General features: G+C 31.0%; 18 protein-coding genes. 4 read left to right on the top strand and 14 right to left on the bottom strand.

Annotation, left to right across the window (positions count from 1 at the left end):
• Nucleotides 1-5 precede the first annotated feature (5 nt).
• From AC2A1D_RS12530 to AC2A1D_RS12510, 5 genes are all read right to left on the bottom strand, one after another.
• A complete protein-coding gene (locus AC2A1D_RS12530; RefSeq protein WP_484043951.1) occupies nt 6-1,670 on the bottom strand; it encodes an ATP-binding protein in 1,665 nt (554 codons plus the stop codon).
• Between the two features lie 50 nt (nt 1,671-1,720).
• The gene (locus AC2A1D_RS12525; protein WP_484043950.1) at nt 1,721-4,138 is read right to left on the bottom strand and encodes a DUF262 domain-containing protein; all 2,418 of its coding nucleotides are present in this window, start codon (nt 4,136-4,138) and stop codon (nt 1,721-1,723) included.
• Nucleotides 4,128-5,927: a DUF262 domain-containing protein gene (locus tag AC2A1D_RS12520; protein WP_484043949.1), complete on the bottom strand. Its 1,800-nt coding sequence runs from the start codon at nt 5,925-5,927 to the stop codon at nt 4,128-4,130. The genes AC2A1D_RS12525 and AC2A1D_RS12520 overlap by 11 nt, the downstream gene beginning before the upstream one ends.
• On the bottom strand, nt 5,924-6,412 hold the full coding sequence (locus tag AC2A1D_RS12515) for a 3'-5' exonuclease (protein ID WP_484043948.1): 489 nt from the start codon (nt 6,410-6,412) through the stop codon (nt 5,924-5,926). The genes AC2A1D_RS12520 and AC2A1D_RS12515 overlap by 4 nt, the downstream gene beginning before the upstream one ends.
• Before the next feature lie 783 nt (nt 6,413-7,195).
• Entirely contained in the window at nt 7,196-7,801 is a 606-nt protein-coding gene (locus tag AC2A1D_RS12510) for a DUF3841 domain-containing protein (RefSeq protein WP_484043947.1), read from the bottom strand.
• Between the two features lie 117 nt (nt 7,802-7,918).
• Between AC2A1D_RS12510 and AC2A1D_RS12505 the strand changes: the two genes are divergently transcribed.
• The 3 genes from AC2A1D_RS12505 to AC2A1D_RS12495 are packed head-to-tail and all read left to right on the top strand — an operon-like array spanning nt 7,919 to nt 10,849.
• Complete coding sequence (locus AC2A1D_RS12505; protein WP_484043946.1) at nt 7,919-8,902, top strand: hypothetical protein; 984 nt, start codon at nt 7,919-7,921, stop codon at nt 8,900-8,902.
• Between the two features lie 9 nt (nt 8,903-8,911).
• Complete coding sequence (locus AC2A1D_RS12500; RefSeq protein WP_484043945.1) at nt 8,912-9,772, top strand: ATP-binding protein; 861 nt, start codon at nt 8,912-8,914, stop codon at nt 9,770-9,772.
• 24 nt (nt 9,773-9,796) lie between these two features.
• Nucleotides 9,797-10,849: a hypothetical protein gene (locus tag AC2A1D_RS12495; RefSeq protein WP_484043944.1), complete on the top strand. Its 1,053-nt coding sequence runs from the start codon at nt 9,797-9,799 to the stop codon at nt 10,847-10,849.
• A 135-nt stretch (nt 10,850-10,984) separates the two neighbouring features.
• On the opposite strand, the gene AC2A1D_RS12490 is transcribed toward AC2A1D_RS12495, so the two are convergent.
• From AC2A1D_RS12490 to AC2A1D_RS12480, 3 genes are all read right to left on the bottom strand, one after another.
• The gene (locus AC2A1D_RS12490; RefSeq protein WP_484043943.1) at nt 10,985-11,884 is read right to left on the bottom strand and encodes a helix-turn-helix transcriptional regulator; all 900 of its coding nucleotides are present in this window, start codon (nt 11,882-11,884) and stop codon (nt 10,985-10,987) included.
• A 78-nt stretch (nt 11,885-11,962) separates the two neighbouring features.
• Entirely contained in the window at nt 11,963-13,372 is a 1,410-nt protein-coding gene (locus AC2A1D_RS12485; protein WP_484043942.1) for a helicase-related protein, read from the bottom strand.
• Nucleotides 13,373-13,867: 495 nt separating this feature from the next.
• Nucleotides 13,868-15,115 (bottom strand): tyrosine-type recombinase/integrase, encoded by a 1,248-nt coding sequence (locus AC2A1D_RS12480; RefSeq protein ID WP_484043941.1) that lies wholly within the window; start codon nt 15,113-15,115, stop codon nt 13,868-13,870.
• Between the two features lie 302 nt (nt 15,116-15,417).
• Between AC2A1D_RS12480 and AC2A1D_RS12475 the strand changes: the two genes are divergently transcribed.
• Nucleotides 15,418-16,644, top strand: a complete 1,227-nt coding sequence (locus AC2A1D_RS12475; RefSeq protein WP_124986295.1) for a site-specific integrase — start codon at nt 15,418-15,420, stop codon at nt 16,642-16,644.
• Between the two features lie 61 nt (nt 16,645-16,705).
• On the opposite strand, the gene AC2A1D_RS12470 is transcribed toward AC2A1D_RS12475, so the two are convergent.
• The 6 genes from AC2A1D_RS12470 to AC2A1D_RS12445 form a co-directional block, all read right to left on the bottom strand.
• Nucleotides 16,706-17,455, bottom strand: a complete 750-nt coding sequence (locus AC2A1D_RS12470) for an ATPase (protein WP_123280550.1) — start codon at nt 17,453-17,455, stop codon at nt 16,706-16,708.
• Nucleotides 17,446-17,700: a hypothetical protein gene (locus AC2A1D_RS12465; protein WP_123280551.1), complete on the bottom strand. Its 255-nt coding sequence runs from the start codon at nt 17,698-17,700 to the stop codon at nt 17,446-17,448. The genes AC2A1D_RS12470 and AC2A1D_RS12465 overlap by 10 nt, the downstream gene beginning before the upstream one ends.
• 148 nt (nt 17,701-17,848) lie before the next feature.
• Entirely contained in the window at nt 17,849-20,812 is a 2,964-nt protein-coding gene (locus tag AC2A1D_RS12460) for a DEAD/DEAH box helicase (RefSeq protein ID WP_123280552.1), read from the bottom strand.
• A gap of 11 nt (nt 20,813-20,823) precedes the next feature.
• A complete protein-coding gene (locus AC2A1D_RS12455) occupies nt 20,824-21,102 on the bottom strand; it encodes a hypothetical protein (protein ID WP_123280553.1) in 279 nt (92 codons plus the stop codon).
• A gap of 9 nt (nt 21,103-21,111) precedes the next feature.
• Nucleotides 21,112-22,926 carry an Eco57I restriction-modification methylase domain-containing protein gene (locus AC2A1D_RS12450; protein WP_484043940.1) on the bottom strand — a complete coding sequence of 605 codons (1,815 nt, stop codon included), beginning with the start codon at nt 22,924-22,926 and terminating at the stop codon, nt 21,112-21,114.
• Between the two features lie 63 nt (nt 22,927-22,989).
• The gene (locus AC2A1D_RS12445; RefSeq protein WP_123280555.1) at nt 22,990-23,550 is read right to left on the bottom strand and encodes an HNH endonuclease family protein; all 561 of its coding nucleotides are present in this window, start codon (nt 23,548-23,550) and stop codon (nt 22,990-22,992) included.
• Between the last annotated feature and the right edge of the window lie 2 nt (nt 23,551-23,552).

The following is a 23,552-nucleotide window of genomic DNA, read 5'->3' as shown; positions in this document are numbered from 1 at the left end:
TGTAATTATTTAATGTTGATAAATCCGATGGTTGAGGGTAGTGTTCTGAAAGATTCTTCTCTACAAAACTGCTCTATCCTATCAAAGTTAACTGAACTTCCGTGTATAATTTCCTCAATGTTTATTTTTCTGATGATATTATTAATTTGTCCGCCTGAGAAATAGAACTTTTCTGCTAAATTATTATACTGCCAACTTCTCAAGGTGGCAATCTTTGACTTCCAGATTTTTGCCCTGACTTCACTACTTGGTTTTTGAAAATTAACTTTAAACAAAAATCTTCTTTCAAAAGCAGAATCCAGATTTTCTGCGAGATTGGTGGTCGCCATTAAAATACCTTCAAAATTTTCAAGCTCTTCCAGTAGAATATTCTGCAGCGCATTTTCCGTTTGGGCTACATTCGATGAATCTACTTCTTTTCTTTTAGAAATAATTGCGTCGGCTTCATTGAAAAGCAAAATAGGTATCTGATCACAATCTTTTGCAAAAGATTTATAGTCTGTAAAAATTTTCTTGATGATTTTCTCACTGTCTCCAAACCATTTAGATTTGGTCTGGCTTATGTCTACTTTCATAATTTTCCGGTTTGTAGATTTTGCCAGCTGCATCACCACTTCCGTTTTACCTGTTCCGGGAAAGCCATGCAGTAAGACCGTAATTCCCTTGGGAAGATTTTTCTCCTGTAGTTTTTGTTGGGTTTCGACAAATTTTTCTTGCTGCAGAAGTTTGCTCAATGTTTTCAGCTGACTCATTTCTTCTTCATCAAAAATCAGTTCAAGGGTTGCAATTTCTGAAGGTTCAATCACATTATTAAGCTTCTTTTTGTTTCCAAAAAATTTTAAATCACATTCATTGAGCATTTGAAGAGCATTATCGGTAAGCTTCATTTCAGTATCGTTAAAGAAGTCTGCCGGAACAATTTCCAGTAGATTGTTTTTGACTAAAAAATGTTCTTCTGAAAGTAACTTTTGCATCACATCAAATCTTTGAGATTTCGCATCATAAATACCTTCCAATGCTCGACCAATGTCTGTCGTTTGATTGCCTGTAATTGATTTCCAAACCATGTAAAAAAAGAGATAAGAATCTTCTAGGTCAACTTCCATTTTATTGATTGAGTTGATTAGAGGCAGATGATTATTTTTCTGAAGTAATTCCTGAAGTTCAAGAAACAAATCCAATGTACTTATCTTTTCTTCATCTCTTTGCCCACCAAGAAGATAGATTTCCTCCAGCAAATCTGTAATATTTGATGCTTTTTCTTTTTTCAAATCTGGGATCGCTAAGCCATGTATAATAGCATCCGAAACTTTTTCCTCAACAGTATATTGAATTCCGGCTGCAGATAATTTTAATCTTCGGGTAGATTTCTGATTATGAAAAATACCTTTCTTACAAAGAATATCAAGATCTCCTTGAAACTCCAGCATCCGTAACGGATTACAATTGAAATATTCACTTAAATTATTTAAATCCGCAGTATCCCCTTTGTAATTTGTGGTAAAAACCACCGCAATAAAAAATGATTGCATCTCAGTGGATTTAAAATATTGGGAAAGAAAAGTAAGTTCAGATTCTAAGCTGTTGAAGAAGCTTTCTTCCAGTTTGCAATCTTTCGCTTTCTCATACACTTTCCCAATATTCTCAAGGATTTGCCTTTTTGTCGTCATGCTGTTTTTTTGACAAAGGTAGATGGGGAGTTGGACAAGATGTGGCGGGGTTAAATTTCTTTCAGTTTCCCAATTAAGTTATAAATTTTTTGCATTAATTCTATTTCATTATCGTTGGTGAAAAAGTAACCATTGTATTTTTCTTCCCAATTAAATTCAAGATTCAATAGTATTTTTTCTAGAGATTGATCGATTACATTACCTGATTTAGAACTCTTGAATGCTATTTCATAAGGATACTTGAGCTCATCATTATTACAATAATAGATGTGGATTTCGTACTGTTTTTCATCTAAAATAAATTCACTTAATTTTATAAAAGCATCTTCATTAGAACTTCTTGACCAACTATAACCAACTTTAAATGGTGTAAATTTTTCTGTATTATCTTCAAAATATTTATGAAATAGGGATGTTGTGTACATTTCAGTGTGATAGTGATTCATTTGAGATTCAGCCAAAAGAATAATATTATGCTCATTTTCAAACCTTATAAATCCTTGATTGCAAATACTAATTAATTTTGAATCGGAAATGATATAGTCCCTCCAAGTATTTGTTCTATATTCACATATACTCTTTAAAGATTGCTCGATTTCAGAAATATTAAATAGATTATCATCAAGAACATTTTTTACATAATTCCGTCTTTTTTTATTCTCATCAGTAATTCTCAGTAATCTTTTCCAACTGAAATCTCTTATATTTCTATCTGATGTTAAAAAATTACGTCTTGAAGATGAAGCGGGCAACAAATAGTTACCTTTTGTCAAAACAGCTCTTTCCCAGACATAATCAACGTCATATTCATTTTTATCATTAAATACGGCAATGGATTTATCCGCATAATCTTCAAAAACTTTATAATAAATATCATCTTCCTCATCATTCCAATCCAAGTTGTTTTTTTCTCGGAAATAATCAATGATACTTGTAAACTCAAGAATAAAACCTATTTGACCATTAAAACAAGTGAACTTTTCAGTACTTTCTATTTTATTTTTCCACCTACTATTTTTAGTTACAAGAGATGCTTTAATTTTCTCTTCCAATATTTGCCAACTTGAGAAAAAATCAATTTGAGGATTTTCAACTAAGAACTGAATAATTTTAGCACTATAGGGTAAAAGTTTTTTTATAGATTTTATAGCTTTAGAAATATCATCAGAACCATCAATAATTGTGTTGTTAACTAAATTAAACAATACTCGCATCCATTGTTCTATTCCTGTTCTTTCATTCTTATTTTGTATCAAAAAACTAGTATAGCCGAAAAACATTACTCTTTCTTGGTTGTTCGAAAAATTGTTTTTTAATACATTTTCAAAGACTTTATGTTCATCGAAGTAAAATTTGTAATCTTCACTTAAATAAGCCTTTATTTTTTTATTACCATTGACCAATTCATCAAATATATTGACTAGGTTGGATACATTACTCTCAGTAATTACATTTAGTTCTTGATACTTATTAAATGAAATATTTTCGGAATAATCTTTTCTTCGTTTAGCAGTTTGTGTGCCTATTAAATAATCTAAATTTTCATCTTGAGAGTTTTGGACAGCGTATTGTTGAGTGAAAAGTACTCGAATTATATTTTTTATTTCTTCATCGTAAACATTATTTTCACCAACTAAATTTTTATAGTTCCAAAATAAATCAGCCCATGTTGTATCAATTTTATGGGCAAATGTTTCTTCAGGTTTTAGATTTTGTTCCCAATTAGCTTTTAGTAAAATTCTTTCACCATTTTCATAAATATCGTTATCATTTTCGTCTTTTTTAAAAACTTCAGATCTTATGTATTGCTCAAACTTTGCTTTAAAATTTTCAAAATCGGTTAGAGGTTTTCCTCTTGCGTTCATCTTAATGTATAAATCATCAGAAAGTCCAAAATCTTGAAGTTCTATAAAATGAAAAGAAATTTTATCTAGCTTATTCCATAAATCTTCATAATCATGTTTGAACGTTTCGTGAATAGCATCCAGCATTGTAAGAATGGATTGAATTGTAGGATCATTTTTCCAAGAAAGAAAAAACCAAGAGCTATCAACAATTAATTTTGACACTAATTTGGCTTCATCATAAATAATTCCTTTACTAACTAAATTTTCACAAAATTCTCTCGAACTAGTTCTTGTTTCGTAAGTAAACTTTGAAAGAGTATTCATTTTGTCAGTTAATGATAAATTTCTTATTGCAGCATACCAATGCAACAGAAACAACGTTGTTAATCGTTGCTGCCCATCCAAAGGTTTAAAGATTCCATCTCTCAAATCTCCATAAACAAAATCCAATTCCAAATCTTTATTTTTTGTAACGGCTGAGTGTAGTGAGCTTAAAAAGCTGTTTCTCAATTCTTCTTTCCCTTCTCTTCCCTGAGCATAATCTCTTTGAATAATTGGAATCTCAACTTTATATTGATTTAGAAGTTTATTTAAAGTAAATTGTTTTGAATTATTCATCATTTCCTTCTTTTTCTAATTGTAGTGGATATTGGTCTAAAATATCTTTGATCTTCTTTGAATAAGCAATTTTATCATTTTCATTCCAAAGCTCTAAATCGGCAACATTTGAAGAATAATATTTCATAAAAGCATTCTTAGTACAGATAGGTATAAATGTACCTTCCATCTCTCTTTCGATTAATTTTCTTCTTTTTTCTTTAAAACCATCATTTTTGTAAGATCGATTTGTTCCTCTGTCAAGTAGACATAAATTGGAAATTGAATTATCTTCTTCACCCAAAACGTAATCTATTATTTTTTGAAATACTTCATCATCAACTGATTCGGAGAATTTCTCTAAAATCTGATCTTGATTTTTATTTTTTCCTTTAATTAAGTTGTTTTTAAGCCAATCAACTTGATTCTCTTTTTTAACCTTAACCTCAGTCGCAATTGCATGGATATGCTCAACATCCCAAAATTCTTTTTTAAATCTGTCGAAAGGAAAACGAGACGATTCATTTTTATTATCGAGCATTGTTTGAATATTATGAAGCAATAAAACTTCACGAACTAAACCTCCATTATATTCCAGTTTTTCAAAATTTACTTTTGATATTTTTTCAGAAATTTTAATATTAAGTTGCTCCTGAAATTCGCACTTGCCTACATTTTCCTTAATACTTAAAAGTGTTTTTATTGAGACACCGATTGTTATTAAGTAACCTACCTTATGATATAACTCCCGGTCAGTAAACCATTCTTCCAAAGTTTGGAAATACATCTTCACTTGTTTCCAATTATCTTCAATCACTTTTTTATCTGATACCCTAAATTTCTCTGCAAAAAATCTGAAAGTTGAATAGTTGTCGTTTCCGAAGTTCTCAAAATCTTTTGCTTGAGATTTCTCTTTCTCAATTTTAAAAATTAAATCAAAAATAAATTCAATTCTTGTTGCCAATGGGTTCTCAGTTTGATTTACAAAAAGCCAAAATGAATCATTCTGAAGAGCATACTCAATCCTATCCCACTCTGAAGCAATTTCGAGTTGCTTTAATCTTAATTTTTCAAGATCAATCTGTCCTTCGATATTTTTAAAATTAGAACTGTTCAGGAAAAGGGCTTTAATTAATTCAGCATTCGTTAAAGGAATTTTACCGCTATTAATTCTCGTAAAAATATCGATGGAATCTCCAGAGGCTTCGTACCATATAACTTTGACGTCGTTGAGTAATACTTTTCTAAAATCAGTTTTAGCATCAATATTATTTTTAAACCAATTTTCGATTGTTGAATAAGAATTAAAAATGTGATAGTAGTCAATATTTGTTTCTGCATCCTCAAAGTTTTTATCTTTTATTTGCTGAAGAAAAACTTCGCTGTCTTTACGTGTCTCATAATCTATTGAGTATTGCTTATCTCCTTTAGTATTAAGATACATTAAAATTAGGAATAAAGTTGTAAGCCTTTGCTGCCCATCAATAACCTCCCATTGTTTGTGATTATTATAGTCATCAAGGATTTTTTTAGTTTCAGAATAGGCCTCTTCTTCAGTTTTATATTCAAGAATCTTTTTTAAGTCCTCCAATAGATTCTTGTCGTCATTTTTGAAATTCTTTTTTACCACAACAGGCTGAAGGCAGTACCAATTCTGATTGCTTTTGTCTTTTTTATCGATAAAATCACTGATATCATATAAGAGATCAGTTGTCTGACGTTCTGTCCATCGGTATCCTCTTTGATATGAAGGAATAAAAAAATGATACTCTAAAAGTTCTTGTATGCTTTTGATAGAAATATTATTACTCACAGGTTATTATTTTTGTTTTTTAAATGTATTAAAAACAACTCCGAACAAGCTTTCGCATCGCTCAGTGCATCGTGGTGGTTTAAGGAAATTTGATATTCATTGCAGAGTGCTGCCAGATTTTGTTTAAAAATTCTGTAGGTGCATTCTTTTTGGTAAGCCGGAGCGGTCATGCCATAATATTCCAAAGTCTTTTGTAGTACCGGAAAATCAAACGACAAACCGTTGTGCGCTACAACGGTCTGCCCTTTAATGTAAGGTTCTATTTGGTGCCATAATCTGTCAAAAGTGGGAGAGTTTCTGGTCATCATCGGTGTTATCCCATGAATTTCTGTGAACTTCGGCCAATAATAATTTTCTGGTGGCTGCACCAAAAGGTTGATCTCTTTCGTGACCAACCCGTTTTCTACTCTTACCAACCCAACCTGACAAATGCTGTGACGATACCCTTGAGCGGTTTCAAAGTCGATAGCTGTAAAATTCCTCATCTATAATGCTGGTTGATGTTTCTTGGTTGGACTTTTAGAACAAAACCCAGAACATAAACTTGTTAAGCTTGAATATTTGCTTCCGCAACATTTGCATACATACTGAGATTTTTCAGAACCCTCGTAAAGTGCATGCTTCTTCCCTTCAGGATTTTTTGAACAGAAACCAGATGTTAAACTTGAGATGCTGGAGTATTTGCTCCCACACCATTTGCAATAAAATTTTGACATTGTGTATTAATTTTTTGTTTTGCCTACCGTTGAAAGGTGCAAGCTTTCCTTATTTTCGGTGACAAAGATATTGGTGGACTTGGACGAAAGGTGGCTGGGTTAAAAAAGAAATCATTTTATTTTGTAGAATAATTGAGCTTTGAAAATATTGAGAAAAGGGAAATGAGCTGAAAAAAACAGCAGTCGGAAGCAATCTTTTTTCACGGTTTAAAGTTTTATCAAAGATAAAAACTTATGGTAAATATTCTTTATGGGTTTCCGTAAAAATTCAGGATATTTGTTTAATACTTTTGAAAAATTGAATAAATTCTACTATGAACGAACGTGATCTGTTAATTGTAAATTATTTATCTGAAGGACTACAAGTCAAAGACATCCCCATTTCTTTGTTTAAAGAACATGGTATAAGTGTAAGCAAAAGTACGATTGAAAAAAGATTAAACCTTCTTAGGAAGCAATTTAAAGCTAAAACTTTGTTTCAATTGGCGATTATTTTGAGAAATAGGAAAATTATTTAGAGAGACGTACAAAATATTTTATGAATTTATAATCTCACCGAGCCACAAACTCATCCACTTTAACAACTTCATCAAAAGATAAAGACCAAAAAGTTGCTTGAATAGATTTATTGGCTTTAAGTATAGTGTAGTAAGAATCATCAAAATCTAAATCGAGTACTTTATCCCAACTTTTTATAATTTCTGACTGAATCATTGTTGGCAAATCTTCAAAACGCTTTCTATCAAGACTTTTTTCTTCCAGCATTTTTTCAAAGGACTCACTATCTTCTTCATTTGCTCCAATATAACTCTGATAACCAAAAGGAATATTCCAAAGAATGAAATCTGAAAGTAAAACATTATTTTCATTTTTGTTTATTTCTAGCCGAACTCCTTTCGTTCCTTTGGGCAAAAATCCAGCATTTCTTAGATCAGGCTTCTTTTTGTAAGCATTATCGTACTGATACCATCCCCAAACAGGAAAACACTCAGGAAAGGGGCGAACTCCAATCTTTTCATCCATTTTAGACATCATCCATTCATAGCTTGGTAAGCAAAATTCCCAATCTTCATCAATATACTTTCTATTTCCATGAATAATCCCATTCTCAAGAAAATGATGATACCAATCAAGGCTTTGTATTGTCCAGAGTCGCATTATCTTCGTCTAATTTTTGATCTAATTTATTAAAAAAATAAAATACTTTTTTAGCTCTGCTTATTTTCGGCGTTACCTACGCTTTTCTTTGCATTACAAATTTAAAAACAGAACAAAATGAAAAAGTTTGCGTATCGGGTTTTTATACCTGAGTTTATTGAAGCTAGAATAAACTTTACAACCCAAGAGTTTGAAGATTATGATTTTTTTAAAGCAAGAAATTTTGCTTTAGAATATTTATCTGAAATTATTTCAATCTTAGTTTCTGAAAAAATAATCACAGTTTCAGACTTCAAAAATGAAGAATCATCTGAACTGATTGAAATTAAAGATTTAAAGAAAAGTCAGTATGATAATAAAATTCTTGATTTTGCCAAGCTTTCTGAATGCAAAATCAAATATAATTACACGGAAAGAGAATTCAGAAAAGCCAATGAATTGCGAACCGAAAGAAAAATGAGTTTAAAACAGACTTTTCTTCTTTTGGGCATAGTAAAACTGGAAATCACTGATGAAAAAGACAATTTTATCGCAGTTTATGAATTACAAAATTCTGATGTTCCTGTCAATCGATTTGTAGAGGAGACTATTTTAAGCAGATTGAATACCAATTTTGAACGTTCAACTTTTGCAAGACTCTATTCAAGTTTTCAGTTTAATACAAAGGAAAAACATCATCAATTCAGAAAAATTTTTCTCACAGAAAACAATTTAAGAGAAAAGGAAATTATTGCAAACGATTTGTTTTTCGAATTTGAAAGAAAACTCCTTTCAATATACAACCGAAGGTGTATGGTAAGTCTTTTTATTGAAGAAAAATACACTGCTTCAGCAAGAAAAGCGATGCTTCATCTTCAGTCTGTTTACGGTAAACTAAAGTATGAATACACACCAAAAGTGATGATTCAAAATAATCTCTACACGGTATATTTCTTTGATTTTAATATTGAACTAAAATTAATTTACTCAAAAACAGGCAATCTGTACTTTCGGGGCTCTTCAGGCATGAAAAAAACCGATGAACAAACCACTTTCGAAGAAATTGTATGCAATGAAAACTGCAAAGACGAATTTATCAGAGATTTACTCCAAAAACTTTAAATTAAAATCATGAATACAAAAATGCCCATAATTACTTATGTTGTAACCTGCAAATACAAGACAAATTCTGCTGGATTACAAACTTTACATCATCAATATTTCACGAATGATAATTTCTCTAAAGCCCGAAAAACTGCGTTTGAATATGTAGAAGCCGCAAAAGAATTCATGCACAAAAATGAAGTAATTCTGAACAAAAAACGTTATCAAAATCCGTCTGGAGTTTATGTGAAGAAGAGAGACGCTTTTGATTCTGGAATTCAAATTTTTATGAGAATTAATGAAGATTTTAATCAATCTGGTGTCTCAGACAAAAAAGATACAATGTATTTAATTGCAGCTTTTCATACGCTGAATGACGATTTCAGACAAAAAATAAAAGCTGGAAGATTGGTTGAAAAGACTTATTATAAGATTCTTAACCAAAATACTTTCGAAGAAGATCAGTTTATAATAGACTATCAAAAATTTGAACTGGAAAAAAATGAGATTGAAAAACTGAAATCTCAATCTTTTAAAGAAATAGATTTTATTCCTTACAGTATTGACCGAACGATAGAAAATCTGTTTGAAAGCATTTCCGCATTTGCCAACTCCGGTGGTGGAAAAATAATTTTTGGTCAGGACGAAAATTTTAAAACCTATCATTCAGATTCGAAAATGAATTTCCTTTGTAAAGAAATTTGGGAGAGAGCCATCACTGAATTTCCCAAGTTGGAAGAGTATCTCATTATTTTTAAAAGAAACTATATCGACTGCAAGTTTTTAGAAATTGAGATTGTCGCTACACCTTTTGATTGCTTATTTAAAGGAGAATATTATGTGAGAACGATTCACGGAAATGTGATGGATTTGGAAAAGAGTTTGTAGATTTGGGTGAATAAAAAAGTAAATATGAAATTTAATGGGACAACTAAACTTTTAGCGCTTTTTAATCATAATGAAAGTAATTTTATCGAACATTTTATTAAGTCATGCTATTTTGTAAGCAAAAAATCTGTAGAAAATAGGACAAATTTTATCTTAGATGAAATTAATAAAAAAAATAAACTTCCTATTAGGTATACTGCAAACATGAAAGGGAAATTTATTTCAGAGAACAAATATTTGAAAAATAAAACTAAAAAACAGATAAACGAATTAGTTTTATCAGATAATTTTAAATTTAAAGATATAAATAATGAAAATGTATCCGTTTTTTTGGACCCTACAGGAAATCAAGCGTTAGTAAATGCAATTGAGATAGAAACTGGTCATTTAATAAGTACTACTAATTGTAATTTTATCAATTATACAATTTCTCATATTTGGGAAAATACTACTCATAATCCTTATTTTTTCAGCTCATTATGGAATATTACAATTATTCCTAATTATTTGAATTATTTAATGGATAAACCCAAAAGACAGGATAAATTAAATGAAGAAGTTCAAGAAATAATGAAAGCTCTTTGTTTTCAAATTTACAAAGATTCGATATCAAAAATGCAGCACAAAATCCAAATAAAACCACCGAATAAGAAATATATAAACATAGCAGATAAAGCTATTAAAGAAAAATGGGTAACTTTTTTAGATAATAATACTGAAAAGAATAATATTTTATTTCTAAATGCAGATTTAGAAAAAATATCAACCCTTAAAAATAATGAATTTATTTTTCAAGCCTTAAATTTTATGAAGAAAAACTTATTATTCGAAGAGAATTTAGCAAATTTAACTGATCGAGCAAGATGCTTGGAGTTATTTGGACATTATAGGCCTATTTTGATTCTTGATAAGAATAAGATTTTTGAAAATGGTTCAAGAAGATATTATGAAGAATCTATTGAAATAAACAATCAAAAATATTTTGTCACAAATGACTGGTATAAGAAATCTGAAAAGAACAAGAGAGATAATCGCAATATTTTTATTAATTGGATTTATGAATTATTAAATAAATAATAAATTAGAAAAATTGGCAGATCATATCATTTGTAATAGCCACAACTTCATCTGACAGTTAGGGGTTAAAAAATAAGTGCCAGCTATTCCAAAAATTCCTTACTGCCAAAAGTAAGGAATTTTTGTTCATTTAACTTACCAATTATTATTCCTCTCCATCGCATCCCTCCAAAACACCATCATTTTCTCTTTCAAACTCTCTGGCTGCACCACTTTCAAAGACCAGCTTCTTTTCAGCAATTCCATCAGAAAATCATTATTTGGTTTTACAAAAAACTGAAACTGAATTCTGTCTGCCGTTTTAGAGATAACTTTTTGAGAATGATGAATTGGGTTTGCTTCCAAATAATGCCCATCACGAAGGTCGTATTCTAAAATAATTTCTTCAGAAACACCATCGGTAAACATTCCTATGGCATCTTTGTAAGGCTCATCAAAATTTATTTCCTTTTCTTCTTTCGGTTTGTGTTTATCCAAAACTTCAATCTTTTTAATTCTCTCTAAAGCATAGCTTTTAAAAGGAACGTCAGACGCATCGGTTGCCAAAACATACCATTTAAAGTCTTTTTGTTTAATTTTATATGGGAAGATTTCTTTTATTTTTACCTGTTCTGTAATGTAGTCAAAATAAGATATTTTAAGACTTCTTTCAGTTTGAATAGCTTCAGAAATCATGTGAAAATGCTTAAGCCCTGTATTTTTTCTCGTTTCCGGAATTACATAGCTTGGAAGCATCATATCTGAATTTAGAGAAGACAGAAAAATAGCTGAATTGATCAGGTCATTCTGGAAAATACCATCCTCCTCAAAAGATGCGTTTACGGAATAACGATTGTAATTATCTACATTAATCTCTATTTTCCAGGCATCCTTTAAAGCTTTAATATCATTACTAAAGGTTCTGGTAGGATATTTATCTATCATTAATGAAGGTACTTCAGAATAAGCTTCAAATTTTTTGAGTACTTTTTCCTTGATTTCTTCAATTTTCAGTTTACCATTGTGCTCCAAAAGAACCCTTAATAAAAGAGACATCCGTAAAAATTGGCGATTCATAAGTTTTTATTCAAAAATAATCTAAAAAATAAAATTAGAATAATATTTCAATAAAAACTACCTCCCTCTAACAACTTTCTCTAGTGGTAAAACAACAATTTCTTTATCATTTTTCATATTAAAAAGCTCCTTATTTTCCTCTTCTCGTTCCTTAACAAAATCCAAATGCTCGTTTTTCCGTAACCTTTCTTCTTTTTCGAGTTGATACAAGGAAACCAGTTCTAATCGTAAATCTGGTAGATTTTCCAATTTTTCGTCGAGTTCTAAAAGTTTTTGTTCTGTGGTTTGTACTTGGTTTTCAATTTCTGCAACATTCACACCTTTTGAAGCTAAGATTTCTATCACTTCTGCAACTTGTTTTTTATGCAAATCAATCGTATGTTGATAGTGAGGTAACTGACTTTGCCAATATTCAGAGCTTCCATTTTCTTCTTTAGAATAGCCTTCAATTCTTTTGTAAGCTGCTTCCGCTTTGGTAACCAGTTCTTTTACTTTATTAAAATCTTCATATTTTCTAAGGACAAAGGCGGAATCAGATAAATATTTAGATTTCTCATTTTCTAATTTTTTAGATAAAAGTTCGATTTCAATATTGGCTCGTGTTTCAGGATTGGTAATGATGGAGGTTTTCAACTCTTGAGTACTGATGTCTGAAATATCCAACACATCAGCTCCTTTTTTCATCGCTTCTAAATATCTTGCTTGTTTCGATTGAAGTTTTTGAAGCATAAACACATCAATACTGTCATTGGTCAACATGAAATTCATTCTCACATTTGAGTTTTCATTTCCCTGCCTCCAGGAACGTCCTTCAACCTGCCGTAATGAGGTGAAATTATAAGGGAGTGAAAGCAAATAGGTATCGGTTGTTTTTAACTGAAGATTCATTCCTTCCTGAATGGCTTCACTCCCAATTACTACTTTTACTTTTCCTGCATTAAAATCATCCTGAATAGAAACTCTTTGCAGTTTACTGGTCGCTCCTGTAATAACTCCAATTTCTTCAGGTTTAAAACCTACTTCTTCAATTAAATATTCTTTCAATTTTGGAAACTCTGCTACCGCCAATTCAGAATAAATAATTTGTCCAGAATTGGGTAAATCTTCTTTATTTTGACGAATTAACCCCATCGTTTCTTTCAACTTCGGTGAGTTTTCAATAAATTCCTTTAAAGAAGGTTCTTCACCATCGTAGAAAGGCGATAAATAAGGAGAAATAGCAATCAATCTGGCATTTAAAATATGAGTGAGAATACTGCCTTTTTCACTTTCAATAAAATTCTGGTTTAATAATTCGTATTGTTCTTTGGATAAATCATTTTGTTCAATTTTATATTCTTTGTTGATTTTATTTGGACGAATGAGTTCTGTATTATCTTCTTCTCCTTTAATATCAATAAACTCAGACAACAATTGCTGGAATAGAGTATTATTTTTAAACCTTCTAATATTATAAATAGAATCCAATAGAATAAAATATCAACAATTTGATTTTCAATACTATTATTTTGTAAAATGAATTTTTCAAACTAAAAACTGATGAATAATGATGCAGAAAATAAAAAAGAAAATAAGCTCATGTTATTTTGATTAGGTCAAAAGCATCAACCTATCAATATTTTAATTAGGTTGAATTTGAAAATACAATATTGAACCTAGTCTAATTTTGATTAGGTTTGAAAAACTACCTCGTATTAATTTGATTAGGTCAATAATAGCAACCCATCTACATTTTGATTAGGTTGACTTTGAAAATACAGTATTGAAGCTAGCCTAATTTTGATTAGGTTTGAGAAACTACCTCGTATTAATTTGATTAGGTCAATAATAGCAACCTATCTACATTTTGATTAGGTTGATTATGAAAATAAAATATTGAACCTAGGGCAATTTTGATTAGGTTACAAGAAAACAACTCTTCTAAATTTGAATTGGTAGAGAAATATTTCGTGAAAAAAAATATTAGATCTTTATATTTTTTAAAATCTCATTTTCTCTTTTCTTGTGCCCAATTGTGTAAATATTTGTTGTACTTACACTGGTATGAGCTGCGGCTGTCTGAGCAAGATTAAAATCAAAAGAAATGTTTTTAGAATTCTGTTGTAAAGCATCCAATTTATCTAGATACATGTATTTGAAAGCATAGAAATCTTCAGTTACAGTTATTATTTGATTTTTGCAATCTCTAATATTCGTTCCATTTTTGACATGCGTATTCCACCGAATGGTAATCTGCCTAGAAGAAATTGGAGTTTTTCCAGGTTCTAAATTTTTTGAAAAAAGAAAATCTTCATCGCTTTTACACAAATCTAAAATTTCCTTCCAATACTTTAAAGCATCGATATTGATAGGTTTAACAACCCATTTATAGACTTTTCCCTTTTGAATTTGAATAATATATTCTTGTTTATCCAAAAAAACATGTTTTTTTTGAAGTCGAAAAAGTTCACTACTTCTTGATGCAGAACGATAAAAAATCTCCTTGTATCTATAAAAATTATAGTGTTCTCGCATCAAAAACTTGTCAATATATTTTAGTTTTTCATCAGAAATAAGCTCTCGAATCTTAGAAACGGTTTTCCTTTTGGAAATATCCCGTACTGGGTTATGATCGATACAGCCACGCTCTACAAGTTCTTTAAAAACATCTTTTAAATATTGTCTGAATTTATTGTAATAGCTATCACTTAAACCACAATGATCTAAGCAATTCTTAATGTGCCAAATTTTTACTTCTTCAACATTAATATATGAATAATTTAAAGCATCAACACTTTTCAAAAATCTTGAAATAGCAATTCTAACCTCATTTAAATGCTTATCGGAACCGATTAGTTTTAAACGAGCTATTTCAACTGCGGATTTAAAATCAGTAGTAGGACTAAGTACTTTTGAATTATCTGCCATGTAGGTTTTCGAGATTGGATTAAAATTATTGACATCCAACTCTCTTTCCATTATCTGAACATAATGTTTCATGATTTCTTTTTGTTCAGATAAAGTAGATTGCTTTTCAGGTCTTCTTCGAAATTGAAAACCATTAGGGTATTTTTCTTGAAATTCAGGATCGTAGAATTTACATTCAACAAACCAATCTTTTTCAAGATCTTTTTTACTTTTTAAAGACTTGTAATTTTTAGGAGAAATAAATACACTTGTTCGTGAACATCCGTTGCGAACTTCTATTCTCGCAGAGATTCTTTTTTTCATAGGTTGTAAATCTTAAAGTTACTTTTAAAGTTACTTTACATGTTTACTACCGTTATCTTGAAGCTTAAAAAAAAGCTGCAAAACCTTTGTGGGAGGGGTTTTGCAGCTAGTGGTCCCACTTGGGCTCGAACCAAGGACCACCTGATTATGAGATGCAAAAGTGGGATTTTCATATAGCTGTATTTAGCTTCAAATACACTGATTATCTTCATTTTACGTTTTTCAAACTTTACATTTGGCTTCATCTGATTTGAGTAATTAGAACAAACTGTTGTACTAATATTATACTTAAAATACATTATATGAAACCAAGTATCAAAACTATTTGCAAGAAAAATTCTTTACAAGATGGATCATTCCCCATCTATTTGAGAGTGACAATTAACAGAAAATCCAAGTTTTACTCCACTCCTTACAAATGTAAAATAAATGAATGGGATGACAAAACCGGTGAGTTTAATTCTAAATTTCGAAATCATCTTGCTTTTAATTCATCTTTAAGAAGTTTGAAGGATAAGGCGACCGATATTTTAGAGAAGGTTAGAAAAGACTTCGGAATCGTTACGTTAATTCAGTTTGATAATTACTTTCGGAATGATGAAAGTGAAGCTAAGCTTTTCGAAGAGTTTACTCAAAAAATTATGAAACAACTGGAAGACAATGGACAAATCAGTTACAGAAACTCTATCGAAGGCGTTTTAGTTTCTTTAAGAAAATTCCAGAAAAATATTGGTAAATATAGATTTGAGGATATTGATTGTCAATTTCTGATCGAGTATGAAGGCTTTCTAAGAAAAAATGGTGCTAATGATGGTGGTATTGCCAATTATATGAGAAATATTAGAATGATTTACAATAAAGCGATTAGCGGTAAAATTGTTTCTAATAAATTTTATCCATTTTCAGACTATAAAATTTCAAAATTCAAAAGAAAAAAAATTAAGAAAGCACTTTCAAAAGCTGAACTTGATAAAATTATAAGTTTTGATATATCTACTCTTCCATCTGCAAAAAATGCGAGATATATTTACTTATTCAGCTATTATGCCCGTGGAATGAATTTCACTGATTTAGCCGAATTGAAGTGGTCTGAACTTGAAGATAATAAATTTACATACACCCGAAACAAAACGAAGATTAATATAAAGGTAAAATTACCTGATAATAGATTTGTTGACGAACTATTGAATTTTTATAAAATGTACAGAATCTATGATACAGATTATATCTTTCCTATTTTGAAAAAAGATAAATCAGAATATACAGATGATGAATTGAATAACAGGAAAGATTCGGTAAGAAGGTATTTCAATAAACAGTTGAAAAAACTTCTTCAATTATGCGAGATAGAAAAAAACATTACTTTCTATACCGCCAGACATACTTTTGCAACAGCTGCTTTAAGAAACGGAGTTAATATCCATACAATAAAACAATCTCTTGGACATCAAAGTATTACGACTACAGAAAATTACCTTGAAGATTTCTCGGATAATGAAGTTGATAAACAACTTGAAAATATTTTTTAATGAAATTTTACGCAATCATAAAACTCCCAATTATTGGGAGTTTGTCGTATAGTTGTAATATCTACGACTTTATTTTATTGATAATATATTCCACGAACCAATTAGGCATATCCTCTTCATCTACATATAATGTCATAACTTTATTATCCACTTCTGCAATCATCTTCATATTGTTGGAATTATCAAAAAGATAAGCCCGGTCTGACAACTGAATGGCATCATAAGCATTATCTAAAGTAGGTGTGTATCTTGATTTCACTTTTGCTTTATCGACTTTGTGGCCACCTTTTGCAACCCTGTTTTCAACGCGGGAAACATTAATATCCGGATTGTCAATACATACAAAATAAAGATATATCCTATACCCTTTTTCCCTAGCCAATTTAAGTTCATTGAGCTTGGATGGATGGCTCATAACACTTTCGAAAGAAAAAGTTTCTTCCTTCTCTAACAGTTTTTTTCTGATGAAGGAAGATATTAACGATGCTTCATAGCTATGAGTATCTTTGGATTTGTCAACGATGATATTTTCTTTTAAAGAAATGTCAATAGAATGATTTGATTCTTCTGATTTCTTAAGAAGTGTCACAGAATCTTCTTCTTTTAGAAAATGATCAAAATCCTGCTGACTTACTTTTAAATTGAAAGAATCCAGGTCGAGAAACCCTGTTTTAAGAATTTCTTTTTCAATTTCATCGGAATTAATATAAACTCCAGAATTATAATTATGCTTTTTAAATTCTTCATACAAACTCGACTTTCCAGAACCATTGGGACCACAGAAAAGGCGAAGTTTCTTTTTTACAGACATAGCTTGCTTCCTTTTCTTAGCCCTGTTTTTTCAGAGGTAATTTTATCAACTTTTCCTGCTTCTACCCATTTATCTTTATGAACGGTATAAATAACGCCACTTTTCAAAATAGTATATGGAATATCTAAAACTCTTGATGCTCTTTGCGCATTAAGAGATGCTCTTCTTGCTGATCTTCTCAAACTTCTGTGGCCAGAAGCAGAAATCACTCTTTTTCTGATTTGTTTTCTCTCTCTATTAGTCATTGCAAGTATCTTTTACTATACGAATATACAAAATATCTGCGATATTGTTATTTTGAACAAGATCTCTCTTTCCTTTGTTTTATTATTTGGTTTTATTAAATCATAATGCCAACTGTTAAAGACAAAAACCTAATGAGTACATAAAAAATTAAGATAATGTTTGCTCTAGCAACCCTTTCCAAATAGTAAAACCTTTATTGTCATCAGAATAATCGTGAACAATTCTTGAAAAGTTTTGTGGATTGGTCTCCAAATAAGTTTGTCGCCCTTTTTCTCTGATGATGTTCAATTCTTTGTCAATTTGTTTTACGGTGTCAATCAAAACCGATTTACTTTTGTCGGTATGCCAAATATAGGTTGCTTCTTCGGTGTCTAATGTTTCTAAAATGACGTGATAGTTTTGTTCTCCTGCCAACAGAAAGACGAATGAAAACGGCTGTAAAACAAACCGCAGTTTCATTATATTTCGTTCGTGTTTTTCGGCTAAAAATTGAATGTGCTGTGAATGTTTGTATTGTTTCCCTTTCAATAAATCTTCTAAAATATTTTCGGTATCAGAATAAATATTTTGATTTTTTGCAAGCTCATTTGTGGAGAGGATATTTTGTTTTAATGTAGGAATTTGACTGATAAAACTTTTGTTCAAAAATTGAAATTTTACGCTTTCAACGATTTCTTTATTGATATTTTCAAGGTCTGATGATGTTGCTAATTGCGACAAAATCACTCCACTTTCTATTTCGGCATAAACATCAATCGTAACCATTTTTGATTTCAAAACCTTGATAAAATAAGGTTTCAACACTTCAAATTCTGGTCTGAATTCTTCGTTTTCGATTTCAAAATCAAATCGTTGGTTACTTTCTTTATCAATGTGTTCAAAACCAACATTGCCGTACCTGAAATCCAAATCTTCTATGGCTATTTTTATTTGCTTTTCTATAATGAAACTCTGTCTTTCTGGAATAATTTCGGTCGGTTCGTCAAACAGACTTGCTTGCCTTACAATCTGACGGTAATAAGTGTTGCGTTTTAAAAACAGTTTGTTCAGATAATCAATTTTGATATCCCGATAATCATAGATTGTCGGATTGATTTCCGAACGTTGCACACGTCCGATATACTGAATCAGCTTGCCTTTGAAAGAAAAAGGGTACACCAAAAACAAGGAACTGATATTCGACAAATCCGAACCCTCTCCAAAATATTGCCCTGTGGTAATCAATACCTGAAAATTGCCTTGTTGTAAAGTCTGCCATTTCGATTTTCTGTTGGCATCAGAATCATCTCCATTTAAAGTAACGACTTCGTAAGATTGTTTCAAGAAAAGGTAAAGTGTATCAATATGCTCTTTTCTTTCTGTGATAATAGCAATTCGTTTTCCTTGGGAAAGTTCGTTTTTGATGTCGTTCAGAATCAATTTGTTTCGTTCAGAATCGTGAACCAGTATTTTTGAAAGTGTTTCAAAGTTGTCCGTTTTGGAATTGAAAGGAATATCCAAATTAGTATTTCTGACAATGATTTGAGCGTGTTTGAAGTTCTCAATTTGGTTGCTACTAATTTCTGAAATAATTTCTCCAAGAAAAGCAAAAATCAGTTTGTCATCATTGTATTTTCTGAACGGAGTTGCTGTCAATCCGTAGAGATAAAATGTGTTTAATTTCTCAATCGTATTGCGAAAAGTTTCGGCAGGAATATGATGACATTCATCCACTAAAATAGTTCCGAATTGATTCTGGATTTGCTCTATTTGTTTCGGTAAACTTTGGATAGTCGCTATGGTAATTTGCTTGCCTATTTTTGTTTTTCCCTGACCTATAATGCCGATTTCGTGTTTCGGAATCCCGAGAAAAGCCTGAACCCTTTCCTGCCATTGTTCCAATAATTGTTTACGATGCACAACAATTAAGGCAGGTTGTTTTTTCTCTGCAATAATCTTTAAACCCATTATCGTTTTGCCCGAACCGGGCGGAGCAACGATAACTCCAAAATCCTTTTTTGAAATTGTTTCAATAACTTTTTGCTGATGCTTTCTCAACGTAGCATTGAACGAATAAGGAATTTCTTTTTTTGATTTTCGGTTATCCTGAAAATCAAAATCTAAGTTTTGTTCTTTACAAAATCGAAGGATTTTTCCGATAAATCCTCGTGGAATGATGATTTCATTTTCTGTTTCTTCAACGAGTTTAAAATATCGTTCTGTTCCGAAAGTATTTTTACCTGATTTTTGCTTGATGAAGAATTCCGAATTGGCAAAATTCAGTTCTTCTTTCAGAAAATTGATGAGTGGTGTTGTCAATCCATCTCGTTGAATACGAATGTTATGTTGAAGTGTAATGGATAGTTTGTCATTATGGTTTTTAGAAATTGGCTGATTTTGCGTTGTTGAAATTTCCTGAAATAATTTATCCAATTCTTCAATTGAAGTTCGTTTAATTTCATTCAAAAATTGCCATTGATTAGGATATGGTTCAAAAGTTTCAGGGTTGACAAAGCAACTGTTTCCATTCTCCATTGCAGGTTTGAAAAACGGTAAAGCAATCAAATTCCCTAAACCTTTTCCCGAAAGAAAATCCTGATTGGGAAATAGTCTGTCGAAACTTGAACTTTTGTCAAACATTGAAAAAGCTCCCGATTGTTCTAAAATAGAAATGAAAATTTTCCTGTTTCTGATTGCAGGATATGGCTTATCAAAAAATACCCAAACGTGTCCGCCATTTCCCGAACGGGACCTTTCCAAATAGGCAGGAATGTTTTTTTCTTTACAAGCATCTAAGAAATTTACGGCTTCTTCTTTCCAATTTTGTTTGTCAAAATCAGCCACTAAAAACCAAGAAGTATTATCTGGTAGTAATGGATAAACTCCAATTTGCTGAACGCCGTTTAAGTGTTTTTGGAGTTCATTATCGGTAAGTGGTAAATAATTTTTGTGTGGATAGTTTGCAAAAGTTCCACCATTCGATTTATGGATGCGATAGTGATATGGATCATAATGATAAGAAGGCATATAGCCCGATTTTCCTGATTTTTCCCAGCGAACAGCGAATACGTCTTCACGTCCTTGGAAGAGCGAGCGGAAGGTGTTTATATGTTCGTTAGAAATATCATTCATTAACGATTGTTTTACTCCTCTTTATCATCGTATTCATTCCAATAGAACATCGCCCCTTCTTCATCAACTGTTTTGTAATATTCTAAAAGCTGAATAAACAAATCATCGCCAATTCCGTGTATTGTGAGTGATAAAAGCGTGTCTAAACAATGTTCAATTTCTGTAGAATCTTTAGATTTACAATCAATAAGAGTCACAACTTCGTTTTTCAATGCAGGTAAATGCACTGACAAAGATTGGTTGAATGCTTCAATTATTTGCTTTAAGTCGTTCACTAATTGCTTATCCATTTCACACTTTTAAATTGGTTCGGTAATCAACTCTTCATTTAATTGAACATCATAATAATCTTCCAGGAAAGCATCAATTATATTCTGATTAGGTTCATTGATTAGAAAATCAATATCATCTTCAGTAAATTCCGGAATACCAAAATTTTTGATATAAGTTCCGTTCAAGGAATAATATGCTGATGAATAAGGTTTGCTTGTTGTTTTGATATAATACCAAAATAAACGTGATTCTAAAATCTTCTTTACCAACAGCATTTCCTCTTCTGAATGACCTATAATTGCTTGACCATTGTAGAACAGCAAATCATCATCATTACTGATTAGATAACTGGGAATTCTATCCGAAAACTTTGGAAAAAACAATTTATTGGCAACCTTTTCTAATGATTGTGTTCTTCCAAAAGCAAACCATTTTTCATATTTACCTTTACCTTTATCCCGCTTCGCCAAATCTTCTTTTTTCTTCTTCAGATATTTATAGGCGTAAGGATATTGCTCTTTCAATATCTCTTCCTCAAGAGCTTTAGGCTTAATTTCGCCGTCGTATGGAAACAAAACTTTCTCTTTTACCTCATCGAAATTTATATCTCTGCTCAGTTTATTGGAGTTCAAAATGTCCTTGCAAATTCCTTTTTCAATTGGGTGAACAATACCGTTTTGGAGATAATAAAAATTTTCGTCTTCTTCAACAGGCTTAAAAATGTAAATGTCATTTTTTAACGTAGCTATGCCGTGTCGTGTTTTATATTTTTCTCCAAAAGGCTTTCCTACTGCTTCAATACGTGAGATAATTTCATTATCATTTAAGTTCCAACCATTTTTTGCATCAAGATTTCTGTAATTGATTCTGCTGTATTGATTTCTATTTGTTGGTAATTCTTTGTGTTCTGATTTATAGTATTCAATATAGGTTCGCTTTGAATTTTCAAGAAAACAAATACAAGTATATGTGCTTTTCGATTTAAAAATTTGATTGGTACCAAAATCTACAATTCTTATTCCTGCATTACGTTCTTCAAAATAGTTTCTTAACGCCCTACCGTTTAAACTTTTGAAAAAAGTATTCATTGTGATAAAGCCAAGAATACCATTCTCTGCAAGGTTTTCGTACCCAATTTGAAAAAAAGGAATATACAAATCCGGATTTCCGGTAGTGCAAACTTCCCAAAGTTTCACATTTTCTTTAGCGTTATCATCAAGATTTCGAGCTGAAACATAAGGCGGGTTTCCGACTACGATTTGAAAGCCATCAAAGTCTGAATAATGCTCTTGCCAATTAAAAAGCAAAGCATCTCCCTGATGTATATTAAAGTGAAAAACTTCTACATCTTCTCCTTCAGATAAAGCCAACAATGACAATAATAATTTACTACGTGTTACTGAATATTCCTGAATGTCTAAGCCAAAAATTTGATTTTGAAAAATTTCTTGATAAGTATTTCCAGTTATTCTTCTTAGTTCTTTAGCTGAATTATATAAAAATCCGGAACAACCGCAGGCAATATCCGCAATTGTAACTTCACTAAGATTATTTCTTTGGTTGCGAAATGTTTGTGCTACGATATATTCTCTAATTTCTGAAGGTGTATATATCGCTCCATTTACAATCCTGTCTGAAGGGGAAATTACGAACTCGAAGAGTTCGATTAGTTTTTCGATATTAAAATCTTCTATTTCACTTTGTACAATTTCAATGAACTGTAATAACTTTTCTCTTTTTGTCGATTTTCTCTTTGAGATAGAATAGTTTCTTAGAAGCTGATTGTTTATTAAATTTAATCCATTAATTTCAATGAAAGCAGACACAATTAGTTTATCCACTTCTTTTGGAGGTAGAGCAGATGATTCGAGGAATTTAAAAACCTTTGGGTTCATCTGAATAATCTATTGTTCCTTACTTAAAAAATTTCTGTATTTATGAAATTCAATATTTAGATTAATGTATTCATCTTTAACTTCATTTGAAACGTTCACATTTTTTTCGATGACATCCCCGAGTAGGTCAATTTTTTCAATCAATTTATCCAACGCCCAAATTATCTGATATCGCTTTAAGAACAATTTCAAACTTTTGTGCATATAGACTGCAGTAGCCGACCCTTTCATAGCAAAAATATTTCCATCATTGTCCCTATCAAAATGTTCATTAAAGTTTACATCGCAAGGATCTAAATACTCATTTTCATCATCTGATTTTAGTACATTCACATAAGAACAGCAATAAACCAAATTAGAATAGGATGTTTCAAGTTCGGGAAATTTACTTTTCGGCTTAAAGTGGTCAATATGAAAAGTCTTCGGACCTCCAAACCAAAAATCACTACAATCGGTATAACCACATTTTTTCCTAAAATCCGTTCTAAGATACGGCTTGAAACTACGGTAGTTTGCAAATGTCTTTTTACAAGTCCTTTGTGGGGTGTCGGTTCTAAAATCAATTGCCATTA

Source organism: Chryseobacterium sp. HNCC26DJ239 (assembly GCF_057180445.1).
The sequence above is the reverse complement of the archived record's forward strand: the minus strand, read 5'-3'. Positions and strand labels throughout refer to the sequence as shown.